The sequence below is a fragment of the Shewanella sp. Koi 1 genome (genome assembly GCF_052907445.1).
In genome coordinates this window covers 643,617-655,988 of the sequence record NZ_JBREJM010000001.1, presented here as the reverse complement: position 1 = coordinate 655,988, position 12,372 = coordinate 643,617, and the positions used below count along the sequence as shown (strand labels likewise).

The following is a 12,372-nucleotide window of genomic DNA, read 5'->3' as shown; positions in this document are numbered from 1 at the left end:
AGCCTCTTTATCAACAAAGCGTGATCGGTGACAGTTACTCCATCCACAGAATAAGGGGAAGAATATGACTCACACCAATGCGACAGCATTTAACCAAACGCCTCTGACAGCGATGCCGATGCTGGGCACAGGAACATTCAGGCTGAAAGATAAAGCTGCGTTCGATGCAGTGTTGATGGCACTCGAAGAAGGTTCACGCCATATCGATACGGCACAAATTTATGGTAATGAATCGGCGGTCGGGGATGCGATTAACGCCTCAGGGATCCCACGCCAAGAACTGTTTATCACGACCAAAGTTTGGACTGAAAACCTGACGAAGGAACGCTTTGAGACTAGCGTTATCGACAGTCTAACGGCGCTGCAAACCGAGTATCTTGACCTGTTACTCATCCATTGGCCGTTAAACAGCGATGAACCCAATATGGTCGAGTATCTTTCAGAACTCAAAGCAGTATTCGATAAAGGCCTGACCCGTCGCATTGGCGTATCAAACTTTACCAATGTACAACTCGCGCAAGCGATTGCCATCTTAGGCGAAGGCGTTATTTATACCAATCAAGTAGAAGTGCATCCCTATCTCATCAATCGCAAAGTGACGGATTTTTGTAAACAACACAATGTATTAGTAACGGGATACATGCCATTTGCCTATGGCGCAGTGTTGCAGGATGCAACCATTGTCAACTTAGCCATGGCGCATCGAGCCACTCCCGCACAAATTGTGTTGGCATGGCTGCGACAATTAGGTTTTGCCACCATTCCCTCCTCAACCCAAAGAGAGAATGTTCGCAGCAACCTTGCCGCAGCAAGGATTAGCTTAACGCCAGCAGAAATCGAGCAAATCAATCAACTGGATCGCAATCACAGGGTCGCAGATCCTGACTTTGCCCCCGATTGGGATTAGTCCGTCCGCGCTTGAGTTAGCCTTTAGCTTCTAATACCCAAGCGTCGATAAAGCTCTGATAATTAGCGATGAGCAAATCCGCCGCTTGAGCATAGTCGGGCACCTCTTCTGGGCAGTAGAGGGCGCAGCGACTACCGGCATTTTGCGCGGTTTGCAGATCGAATAGATAATCCCCCACATACAAGATATCCGCCGGATTCAACTGCCATTGCTCGCAAATTAAGTGGATCCCCTGCGGGTGAGGTTTAGGCTCGGCATCGTAACGGGTCAGCACTAAAGGAATATCAATACCGAGTTTTTCGATGGTGATTTTGGCCGCCTCGGGCATATTGCGGGTCAAAATCGCCAGAGGCAGTTGCCGCGTCTTTAAAAAGGCAATCAGCGCCTGCGCCCCTTCAATCCAGCTCGCCTGACGCGAACTTTCCAGCTCGTAGTCATGGACAATTTCCAGCGCCTCCATCTTAGCCATTGTGGTGTCGAGGCTATGTATATGCTCGAGAATATCGGTCCCCGAGCCAATACCTAATGCCGCCCTTAAGCCTTTAAAATCTGGGTTTGAATGGGCAAGCGTGCCGTCGAGGTCGAAGATCACCCCGCGGATCTGTTCAAGTTGAATATCGGTCAGGCGTGTTATCACTCGGATACCTATTCAGTAGTTTGTGAAGCGGGTTGCAAACGTCGTGCGCGGCGCTGGCGATACAGGGGCAGTAACTGCACCACCATCACTGACACAATAATCACACCTATGCCAAAGAGCGATAGCGCATCTAATTTATCGGCCTTAAATACATCAGGCCACCAACCGATACTCACCACTAATGCCGTGGCGCTAAAGCTAAATACCGGCGTTAACGCCAGCATGGCGCTGACCTGTGCCGTCGGCCAGTATTTCATCGATTGTCCGAAGCAGCCGTAGGCAATTAAGGTATTGGCGGCGCAAAACAGCGCCACTTGCCAGTCGAAGCTATCCATTTGTGCAAACTGACTAAAATCGCTAAAGGGCGCCATCGCAAAGATCCCTAAGGCGTAGATGACTAAGAGTACGTTGGCGGGGGACAAACGGTTCAACAGTGACTTTTGCAGCAACGCATAGGTAGTCCATGACAATGCGGAAAACTGCACTATCATCACTCCAAGCCAGATCTCATGGTTATCGGTGGCGGAAAAATCTAAATAGGGATGGAAAAACATCAACATCCCTAAAGCTAAGCTGGCAAAACAACTGAGCTGCACCGCATTCAAGCGTTCTTTAAAAAACAATACGCCGCCAAAGGCGAGGAAAAATGGCGAGGTTTGAAAATTAAGCTGCGCGGCCCCCGGTGCCAGATAGTCGAGGGAATACACGAATGACACATAGTTAAGCATTAAAAACAGCCCAGCGAGGATAAGCCTGAGCCAAACCTTGGCATCGAGCGCCACAAACTGCTTTAAACTGCCCGCGCTCCACTGCACCAAAATACTGACGATGAGCGCCACTAAAAAACGGAACCAAGTCAAAGTTACAGGATCGATAAAACTCCCCGACAGCTTAAGCGCTATGGGTAACATGCCCCAAAACAACACGGCGACAGAAATAAACAACAATCCTAATTGAGCATGATTAGTTGCCAAGGCTCCAGAGTGGCTTTGATTCACGGAAAAGTCCCAGTAGTACCGCAGAAAGGAACGCCATTCTGGCACCACGGCGCGCTAAGATCTAGCCTAAAAAACGATTAACTTTTCAGCCGGATTGGATAGTTAAGCTGACACTAAATCAATCTTGACTGGCGATAAATGCAGAGCATTTCAAGAGAAGTTTTATCAAGCCTTTAGCAGCACAAAAAGGTATATTGAGCGCAATTTCTCTTTTAGCTCAAATTGGATTTACAGAGTCGAGTTATGCCTTATGCGCTCAGTAATTGCGACATAAACGACTCTGCATAAGTCCTTTTAAATAAGTTAGTTAGGATTAAACATGCCACAGACAGACGCTAAAGCACAGCTTGAGTGCATTAACGCAGCAGCACAAGAACTCGCGCAGCGACGCGCCAAAGGTGAAGCGGGCGCGCTGTTGCAAGAAGCGCTAAGACCGAAAGATTTCCCTCAGGCTTTTGCCATCCAGCAGACCATTGCGCAGCAGTTTAGCGCCCAAGACAACCCGATTGCTGGGTGGAAGTGCCTACTGCCAACCGCCGAAAAAACCGTGGTAGCGCCTATCTATCAACATGATGTGTATATCGAAACCGCTGAGTGTCCGCTTTACCCTTCGAGCAAAGGGCTTGCCCGTGTCGAACCCGAGCTCGCCTTTGAAATTGGCAGCGATTTACCACCACGAGCCACGCCTTATTCGGAAGCCGAAATCGACGCCGCCCTAGGTAAAACGCGCCTCGCCTTAGAACTGATCAAAAGTCGTTATCAAAACCCAAGCGAAGCCAACCACTTCGATGCCCTCGCCGATGGTTTAGTCAATCAAGGCTTGTGGTTAGGGCCAGAAATCTCAACCTCGGCTGAAACAGGCCATTTCGCCCTGAGTGTTGAAATCGCCACTGGCGGACAGCAAGCAAGTGAAACGCTGCAAAAAGCCGCGGTTCATCCAAATGGTTTCCCTAAGGCCGGACTCTACTGGTTGGTCAACTTCTTATCTGCCCAAGGGATTGGCTTAACCCGAGGACAGTATGTGATCACAGGCTCCTATGCAGGGGTGTTAGATCTGCCGCTCAATCAGCATTGCCAATTCCACTACGGCGAGTTAGGTCAATTTGGTTTGCAGTTCGTAACTAAATAAGTCACGCACTAAAGAGTACCAAACCAATCGGCAAAGTCAGAAGGTAGGCAAATGCTTACCTTCCTAATCCCCTACTGACCAACAGCGCGAAAACAAGCTTGTATCAAGAGTGAAACATTTGTACTATCCGATAGAACTAAATATAAGGATATACAAGATGTTAGACGGAAAAATATTACCCTTAGCCAGTCTATTTGCTTTAACCTTAAGTACTTCGTTACCCATAAATGCCTCGGAAAACACATTTTCCCAAGCCTACAGTGACTACCAAACCGCACTCAAACAAGGTGATAACGCCCAAATAGAAGCCAGCGCCAAAAGAGCCTTCGAACTGGGGGAAGCTCAATATGCGAAGGACAGTGTCGACTTAGCTAACCTCGCCATGAACTGGGCTGGTGCAATAGAGAAGCAAGTCGCCCCTTACCCATTTGAAGAAAAGAATTTGCCACAAACAGCGAAGGCGAATGAGTTATATCAACTCGCATTAAGCAATTATAAAAAGCATTACGGCGAGCATGCAGCTGAGCTTATCGACCCGATACTCGGCGCAGCGGAAACCTCATCTAATCTGACCGTGGCGAAAGGGCTTTTTGAAAATGCTATTGAAATTGCTGAAAAAACAGCAAATAAAAAGCTGTTAGCGGATGTAAAAATGGCAACCGTTGCTCGCCTCAGCAAAACAGAATTGTACACGGCTAAGGTAAGAGACTATGCCTTCGAGGCCTATGAAACTTACAAAGAAATTCTGCCCGAAAATGCCCTTGACAGAGTCAAAGCTACCTATGTAGTCGGCACCGTTGAATATGCCGAAAGGCATGATAATAAGGCGATTCCATTACTGTTAGAGGTGGTTAAGCAATTTGAAGTCCTTAACTATACTCACCCTTATGCGTTAAGCGCCCATGCTTATCTAGTCGAACTCTATGAGCGCCAAGGAAAGCGTGACGAATCGACCGCCCACTGTATCGCTATCGGCAAAATGCGCCCTTGGGCGGACATGCAGGAGCAACAACCGCTATTTCGCACGGAACCCAAATACCCTAAGTCCTACCTTATGCAACGTAAAAGCGGTTATGTGACCCTTAACTTCACTGTTGATGAGATGGGATTTGTGAAAAATCCTGAAGTGCTCGAATCAAAAGGCGGTGTGCTATTTGAAAAATCCACACTGAAAATGATCGAAGAATGGCGCTATGCGCCTAAGTTTGAACATGGCAAGCCCGTAGCAGCTCAAACGACTGTGCGTATAGACTATTTCACAGATAAGTCTTAATCGGTTACTTCACTTCATATCCCAGCCCATCGCCTAATCCCGGTGGGCTGTTTTTATTTTCTGAAGTAACTGAAGCAGTTAGCTCGCGCTTTATCCGGCTTAAACAAGTCTCACAAATACAAGCCGTCGCAGGCAGCGATAATAGTTGCGCTAACTTATCGGCACTCAGCCCCGCTGTATCGCCTGTCGATAAGCCTGCCGCCAAATCGCCAGATAGCAATTGAGTCAACTTCGGAAACGCCTGCTTAGCACACCAACAGTCACTGATATCAGCCCCAAGAGTCATTGCACACTGATTCGCCCCTTGGCATAAAGGGCACAGCTGCACGGCATCGAACTGAGATTCTGGTAAGTGCTTAGGCACGCTAATCCTTATGGTATCGGAGTGATAATGCAGAAATAATAATGGTTTTTTCATTAATGTTGGAATAATCATTCCAACATCAAGGCACTCATCATATCGATTAATCGTGCAAATAAACATCTAGGTATTTATTGCCCTTTAGTTGACCGTATTCATTTAGCTCAGTAAGCCGGATTCCTGCATTATGGAAAATGTATTCATCGATTCATACATGGTGATTTTGTTTTTCGTCTATCAATTATAATGCTTTACACATTGCCAACTGTTCTGGTCTAATCCCATCGGACACTTAATTTTGAGACAGTATGGTCAATAAATTAAGAGGTCTATATGAGTCTGAAGAAATCACATAAAAGTTATCCGCAGGCATTTAAAGATGAAGCCGTCTTGATGGTGCTAGAGCAAGGTTATAGCGTTGCCGATGCGGCAAAGTCTCTTGGAGTTAGCACGAGCCTGCTTTACAACTGGAAAGAAAAACACGAAGCCCTGAAACAAGGTATCACCTTAGAAGAGTCTGAGCGGGATGAGTTGAAGCGATTGCGTAGAGAAAACAAAGAATTGCGCATGGAGAAAGAAATTCTAAAAAAGGCAAGCGCCTTCTTTGCGAAAGAAATGAAGTAAGATTTCGTTTCATCAAACTGCAATCTCACCTGTTTCCCATAGCACTGTTATGTCGAGTAATGAGTGTCAGTAAGTCAGGCTATTACGATTGGCATAAACGCCCTGCAAACGTGATAAGCCTTGAAACACTGAAGCTTTATCGCCTTGTTCGACAGCTATTTAAGCAAAGTCGAGGCAGCTTAGGGAATCGTGAAATGGTGAAGAAATTGCGCAAGGAAGGCTACCAGGTTGGTCGCTATCTCGTTCGTAAAATTATGCACCGCCTTCGACTTAAAGGAACCCAGCGACGCGCTTACAAGGTGACTACGCAGCGAAAACACTCAGATGCAGTGGCTGATAACCTGTTAAATATGAACTTTAATCCAGTATCGGCTAATCAGGTCTGGGCGGGTGACGTGACCTATTTAAAGACGGGTGAAGGCTGGATGTATTTAGCAGTGGTGATGGATTTATATTCACGCCGGATTGTGGGATGGCACATAAACAAACGCATGACCACAGATTTGATATCTAAGGCATTAATAAAAGCCTACAACCTGCGACAACCAGCGCGAGGGCTGGTATTTCACAGTGACCGAGGCTCGCAATATACCAGTAAGCAATTCGGTAGGCTGCTATCGAGTTATGGTATCCGAGCCAGCATGGGTGATGTGGGGGCGTGTTGGGATAATGCCGTTGTTGAGCGATTTTTTGGCAGCTTAAAACACGATTGGATTTTTAAAGTTAATCAACCAACAAGGGAGTTTATGAAGCAAGATGTGACTGCTTACATGAAATATTACAACTTGGAGCGACTGCATTCTGCTAATGACGATATGTCACCTGTAGAGTTTGAAAATTCTCAAGTAAAAGTGTCCAGTTTGGATTGACCAGTACAAACTTTAGCTATCAAACTAATTTATCTAAATGAGACAATGCATCATAGAAACCCTTAAGAGGCTGCATTCTTATTTCAGAGTCAATGACGTCAACTGTATTAGTTCAGACTAGATCTGACACATCATCTTGAAAAGATGAGAGTTACCCGTTTTGATAAAGGTGTCGAAACTTAATCAAAGCAAAAAGGTAACTCTCATGCTTCATACTAACAATCCCATCATTAAACACAAAGCTGGTTTACTCAATCTCGCTGAAGAATTGGGAAACGTGTCTAGAGCTTGTAAAGTCATGGGGCTTTCCCGTGATACTTTCTATCGCTATCAAGAGCTGGTTGAAAACGGCGGTGTTGAGTCGTTGATTAATCAGTCCAGAAGAACACCTAACCTCAAGAATCGTGTTGATGATGTAACTGAAAATGCCGTCTTAACACATGCTATCGCATTTCCTGCCCATGGGCAGTCTCGCTCTAGTAACGAGCTTCGAAAACAAGGGATATTTGTCTCCGCCAGTGGCGTGCGCTCCATTTGGTTACGGCATGGCTTAGAGAACTTCAAAAAGCGATTAAAAGCCCTCGAAGCCAAAGTCGAGCTAGAAGGGATAATCCTTTCGGATGAACAAGTTGCCGCCCTTGAGCGTAAGCAGCAAGACGATGAAGCATGTGGTGAAATTGAAACGCATCATCCAGGTTATCTCGGCTCACAAGATACCTTTTACGTTGGTAGTCTTAAGGGCGTAGGCAGGATTTATCAGCAAACCTTTGTCGATACTTACAGCAAAGTTGCTTTCGCGAAACTGTATACCACGAAAACCCCAATCACCTCGGCCGATTTACTCAACGACAGAGTATTACCGTTCTTTGAAACACAGGCGCTGCCCATGTTGCGCATTTTAACTGACAGAGGAACCGAATACTGTGGCAAAGTGGAACAGCACGACTATCAGCTGTATTTAGCAATTAACGATATAGAACACACTAAGACGAAGGCGCGACACCCGCAAACGAATGGGATCTGCGAACGGTTCCATAAAACTATTTTGAATGAGTTTTATCAGGTTACTTTCCGAAAAAAACTGTACGCTAACATGGAGGAACTACAAAAAGATCTGGACGAATGGCTGGCTTATTACAACAATGAACGAACCCATCAAGGTAAAATGTGCTGCGGCAGAACACCACTGGCCACATTAATAGATGGGAAACGGTTTTGGGCTGAAAAGAATTTAGCTCAAATCTAAGCTGACAGTAGCACCCTAAAAAATGGGTAACTGTCAGATCAGGTCTGAGCTAGTACACGTCAACCGATATACCAAATCCATTACATAGGTTTTCTACAGAGTTCTTGAACCATGGATCTGAATATGGCGAAATTACGATTTTATCGATAAGTGTTTCTAGTTTTACACCTAACAATGCTCCAGTCTCACTGTTGACGCTGTTCTCTGTCAAATCGACATTCTCATTCCAAGCAACAACTCTAAATTCGTTTTCAAAAGTGTACGGTTTTGATTTGGCAATGAAAGGAGATATAGGATCACTAGAGAATTCATGCTCTATATGACTAATGTAGTTAACTTGACGAAAACCTATGTTTTTAAATAAGTTATTTGGTGATATAGAAGCCTTTAATTTTTCCACTGTTGTAAAGATGCAAACTGAATTTTTGTCACTGCCGTATATTTTCCACATGGCAGAGCATTCATGTGGTGATTGATGCCAGCAACTAACGTATAGCCATTGTTTACATATTGGAAAAAGTTGTTCAGCTTTGTCACATTGATAAACACCAAATGGCGTTACGAATGTTTTCTCACGGATTTCATTTTGAGCTTTACGGGCAGCAGTCGCTCTTTCTTCTCTATCTGCTTGGGATTCGTTATCAACTGGACATGCTAAATTAAGCGCCAAATCAAATAGTATCGGAGCATTAGATACTTTGAAAAAATCTGATACTGTTAACCCGCCTTCCAAAGCGTCATCAAATGCCGCCATCTTAGCTAAATAGATAGACTTAGTTTGCAGTAAACTCACAAATTTAGGCAGATCCATATATCTTTGAAGAATCATCAAGGTTACTCCTGTTCTATGATTACTCATAACGTCCATAGAAACGTGTACTAAAGGCGATACGAACTTTGTTTATTATACGCTTACAACACGTAGCGCTAAGACCATAAACGGTGTTTTTAGACTCAATGAACACACGGGATCGTTTATATCAATAGAGAAATACAGTAAGGTGTAACAATACTTTGTTTCCTTTGACCAAAAACCAACGTAAATCAGCTTCTTAGAAAACGTAGCGAGGGTTCAACTCCCTCGATACGTTTCATGCATTCAAGATCGGTGTTGAAATCAACAGACCACACTGATACCCGAAAGGCGAGTCATGGTGATTAGCGAGACGACCGTCCGCCCCAAGGACGGGACGGTCGAGCATCCACGGATGGACTCGCTGCGTGTCGACGAGCCAATGCCATGACAAGCCTATACGTTAATGCCTGCAAATACTAAGACCCCTTCAACGTAAAACCCAAATGACTCGGTACAATTGACAAATAAAAAAGCCAGCACACTTTAAACTTGCTGGCTTTTTGCCTAACTAATTCACTCGCTTTATTTCACCGCGAGAACAGTCAATCAAAGCGACTCAACTAAGACTTTTTCGGAAACACCGGATAAGAGGCGGTGCCAAGCACTTTGCCATCGACTTCGACACCGTAGTAGTCATTGTCGTTATGGTATTTCTCCTGAGCTTGTTTCACATCGCCCTTATTGCGTGGGTCCTGTGGCCGTTCATGGGAGTTAATGTAAGCCGCAACGTCCCAAGCCTGTTGGTTAGTCAGCTGAATACTCTTAGCGAAGGGCATGTTTTCATAAATGAAGAATGCGGCCGTATTGACCCTGTGCATGCCTGCGCCCCAGTTGTAGCTCTTAGGACCCCATAATGGCGGCAGAGAGTAAACACCCGCAATCGCTTGGCCTTGACCATCTGCGCCATGGCACGCTTGGCAGTGAGCGGCATACACGGTTTTGCCGCGCTCGGGTGAGAACGCGAGCTCAGGTTTGGGGATCTCAGGATAACCACGGCCAGGCAGATTTGCGCGTTGATCCACTGTCATGGCTTTGGCTAGCGTGTCAGGCAGCGGGAAATCCTCACGTTTGGCGCCTTTTACCAATTCGGCATCGCTGAGTTCTGGTACTGGGCCATCAAGGTTAGCCGCATCCATTAAACCACTCATCCCTAACCAGTAGGCATAGGCCGATAGCGCGACCAGCTCGGGGCTGCCCGCAGCGGGGGCTTTACCGTTCATGGAATAGTTAAAACAGCCTTGTACCCTTTCTTCAAAGGTATTTACTTTATCGTCTTTTTTACGATACGCGGGATACGCAAAATAGGCGCCCCAAAGCGGTGACGCATTCGCCTTACGGCCCGCATCCATATGGCAGTTGGCACAGTTAAGCTCGTTACCTACATACTTATCTCTCAGCTGCTGGGTATTCACAAATAACTGATAACCCAAGAGTACTTTATCGCCGAAGGCCCCTTCGGGAATCGCACTTAAGGGTCTTGGGGTTAAATAACTTTGCTCAGGATTTTTAGGGACTGAGGGCAATGGCGCTTGTTTATCGGGTAACTCATTCGCAGCCTGCACTTGAGCAGTCAGCACGCCCATTGCGGCCAATAGTAAGATGGCAGAAGATTTCATGGCCGGCTCCTTATTTCAAATTCGCAAAGTAGTTCGCTAAGGCATCCACCTCGGCGGCGGTCAGCTTGTTAGCCACATTGGCCATCATGCCGTCCACATCTCCCTTACGAGTGCCAGCTTGCCACGCCAACAGTTGCGTCTTGATATAACTGGCCTGCTGACCCGCTAAACGTGGGAACATGCCGCCACCTAAACCCGAGGGGCCATGGCAAGTCACACAGGCCGGTAAGCCGCGAGACCAATCACCTTGATAGGCTAAGCGCGCGGTATCGTCGCTAAAGGTCACCTGCTCACCACGGATCACTGGCTTGACCTCAGTCTTAGGTGATTTGGCGGAGAAGTAACTCGCCACTTGCTCGATGCCATCACCTTGCAATGTCATCGCCATCGGCATCATGGTCGCGTTTTGGCGCACACCCGCCTGAAAATGTTGTAATTGGGTGGTGATATATTCTTTCGAGAGTCCAGCGAGACGGGGGCCGAGGGGTTCTATGCCCTCGCCTTCGGCGCCGTGACAGGTCACGCAGATTTGTCCCGCTGGCGGGACTGCGGTTGGATTGGCTATGGCTACAGAGGTCAAGGCACAGCCGTAGATCAGCGCGATGCCTTTGGCTAATGTTCTAATTTTAATATTCATTTTCTATCCTTGAACATACCTTGAGTAGAACTTAAGCGGCTCTAGTGATAGCCAAGTCCTAAACCTAGGTCGTTATAAAGAGATAATTGAGTGGTGCGTTCGCACGTTTAGCCCACACTAAACGAGTTTGTACCTTACTCCTCGAATCTCCACTGAACAAGCATTAAAAAAATCTAATATTAAGTTCTTAATAACCAAATCGGGTCGCTTCAAAGCTATTCAATAACTTATGTAGCAGATAACAGAGGAATAACGTCGCGACTATCGCCACAAAAATGCTGCTCACCCGGTACAGCGCACTAAAAATCAGGTCGTTGCCAGGGGTTAAGTATTGGCCAAACAAAATCCCTAAGGTGGTCATGGCACCAAACCCCACACCTGAGCCACTAGCCTCCTTCACATGGGCCTGCGCAAACAACATAAGCCCAACCCACAGCAGCGGCACAATCAGGATCAACAATCCAGACCAATCGTAGAGGAAGAGTTGCACCATTACCCCAAACGACACCCCAAGCAGGGTGCCCAGCGCGCGTTTACGGGCATAATCCAGCGCCCCGTTCCAATGCATGGGGAACAGGAGTAACAGCGTGGTCGCCTGTGCTGACATGGAGTCGCGCAAATCGAAAATCTGAAACACTAAGAAAGAGAGCGTGGCAATGCTGGCGCCGAGTAAAGCCTCGTGGCGCATACGGTGCGGTGCCTTAGGACCGGGTTTGTAGGCTGGACGAGGCTCGACATCCGGCCAGAGTGCCGTCATCAGATAGGCAATAACCACGGACAAGCCTGTCGCCCAGAAATTACTGAAGATTAAGTCATTGAGATCTGTGCCCGGATAGCTGGCAAAGTGCAGCATAATGCTCAAACTCAGCACGCCATTGGCACCAAACAGAAATAGACTACCGCGGGACATAGCCGCAAAACGATATAAAAACAGTAAAAAGACAATCGGCGTCATCAATCCGGGGTGACTACCGAAGAAACCTCCGAGTAAACCGACTTCAAGCCCAGCCATGGCTGATGAAGCCAGCAACTGCCGCATCGCATGGCCACTCATCACAGGGACGAGTCCCAGCAATAACATTGGGGTTACCGTAAAAAACACCCCATTACTCCACCCAAAGAGCTTACAGAGGGTAAAGCCAATGGTGCCGCCAGTGGCAATCCGCAAACACTGGCGTAAATCATTGGTGGTTAAAGGGTTGTGGCGTAACAACATGCG

Annotated in this window: 12 protein-coding genes; 5 read left to right on the top strand and 7 right to left on the bottom strand. The window is 46.7% G+C overall.

The genetic code is table 11. From position 1 onward, the window contains the following. Positions 1 to 64 precede the first annotated feature (64 nt). Complete coding sequence (dkgB, locus tag ACUZ8J_RS03020) at positions 65 to 907, top strand: 2,5-didehydrogluconate reductase DkgB (protein ID WP_446693023.1); 843 nt, start codon at positions 65 to 67, stop codon at positions 905 to 907. A 16-nt stretch (positions 908 to 923) separates the two neighbouring features. On the opposite strand, the gene ACUZ8J_RS03015 is transcribed toward dkgB, so the two are convergent. Both ACUZ8J_RS03015 and ACUZ8J_RS03010 read right to left on the bottom strand, forming a co-directional pair. Continuing rightward, positions 924 to 1,544, bottom strand: coding sequence for an HAD family hydrolase (locus ACUZ8J_RS03015; RefSeq protein ID WP_446693022.1), 621 nt, complete (start codon positions 1,542 to 1,544; stop codon positions 924 to 926). Between the two features lie 8 nt (positions 1,545 to 1,552). Then, on the bottom strand, positions 1,553 to 2,542 hold the full coding sequence (locus ACUZ8J_RS03010) for a DMT family transporter (protein WP_446693021.1): 990 nt from the start codon (positions 2,540 to 2,542) through the stop codon (positions 1,553 to 1,555). A 319-nt stretch (positions 2,543 to 2,861) separates the two neighbouring features. On the opposite strand from ACUZ8J_RS03010, the gene ACUZ8J_RS03005 reads away from it, so the two are divergent. Further along, on the top strand, positions 2,862 to 3,671 hold the full coding sequence (locus ACUZ8J_RS03005) for a hydratase (RefSeq protein WP_446693020.1): 810 nt from the start codon (positions 2,862 to 2,864) through the stop codon (positions 3,669 to 3,671). A gap of 157 nt (positions 3,672 to 3,828) precedes the next feature. Further along, positions 3,829 to 4,944: an energy transducer TonB gene (locus ACUZ8J_RS03000; RefSeq protein WP_446693019.1), complete on the top strand. Its 1,116-nt coding sequence runs from the start codon at positions 3,829 to 3,831 to the stop codon at positions 4,942 to 4,944. Between the two features lie 4 nt (positions 4,945 to 4,948). On the opposite strand, the gene ACUZ8J_RS02995 is transcribed toward ACUZ8J_RS03000, so the two are convergent. After that, positions 4,949 to 5,308 carry a cysteine-rich CWC family protein gene (locus ACUZ8J_RS02995; protein ID WP_446693018.1) on the bottom strand — a complete coding sequence of 120 codons (360 nt, stop codon included), beginning with the start codon at positions 5,306 to 5,308 and terminating at the stop codon, positions 4,949 to 4,951. A 330-nt stretch (positions 5,309 to 5,638) separates the two neighbouring features. On the opposite strand from ACUZ8J_RS02995, the gene ACUZ8J_RS02990 reads away from it, so the two are divergent. Both ACUZ8J_RS02990 and ACUZ8J_RS02985 read left to right on the top strand, forming a co-directional pair. Then, a protein-coding gene (locus tag ACUZ8J_RS02990) for an IS3 family transposase (RefSeq protein ID WP_446693017.1) occupies positions 5,639 to 6,798 on the top strand; the annotation gives its coding sequence in 2 pieces (ribosomal slippage) (positions 5,639 to 5,888 and positions 5,888 to 6,798; 1,161 coding nt in all). 205 nt (positions 6,799 to 7,003) lie between these two features. Next, positions 7,004 to 8,044, top strand: coding sequence for an IS481-like element ISShes15 family transposase (locus ACUZ8J_RS02985; protein WP_011625997.1), 1,041 nt, complete (start codon positions 7,004 to 7,006; stop codon positions 8,042 to 8,044). Positions 8,045 to 8,093: 49 nt separating this feature from the next. Here ACUZ8J_RS02985 and ACUZ8J_RS02980 read toward each other — a convergent pair whose 3' ends face one another. From ACUZ8J_RS02980 to ACUZ8J_RS02965, 4 genes are all read right to left on the bottom strand, one after another. After that, complete coding sequence (locus ACUZ8J_RS02980; protein WP_446694897.1) at positions 8,094 to 8,873, bottom strand: DUF2971 domain-containing protein; 780 nt, start codon at positions 8,871 to 8,873, stop codon at positions 8,094 to 8,096. Between the two features lie 587 nt (positions 8,874 to 9,460). Continuing rightward, on the bottom strand, positions 9,461 to 10,516 hold the full coding sequence (locus ACUZ8J_RS02975; RefSeq protein ID WP_446693016.1) for a c-type cytochrome: 1,056 nt from the start codon (positions 10,514 to 10,516) through the stop codon (positions 9,461 to 9,463). Between the two features lie 10 nt (positions 10,517 to 10,526). Continuing rightward, positions 10,527 to 11,153: a c-type cytochrome gene (locus tag ACUZ8J_RS02970; protein ID WP_446693015.1), complete on the bottom strand. Its 627-nt coding sequence runs from the start codon at positions 11,151 to 11,153 to the stop codon at positions 10,527 to 10,529. 187 nt (positions 11,154 to 11,340) lie between these two features. Continuing rightward, positions 11,341 to 12,369, bottom strand: a complete 1,029-nt coding sequence (locus ACUZ8J_RS02965; protein WP_086902211.1) for a DUF2955 domain-containing protein — start codon at positions 12,367 to 12,369, stop codon at positions 11,341 to 11,343. Between the last annotated feature and the right edge of the window lie 3 nt (positions 12,370 to 12,372).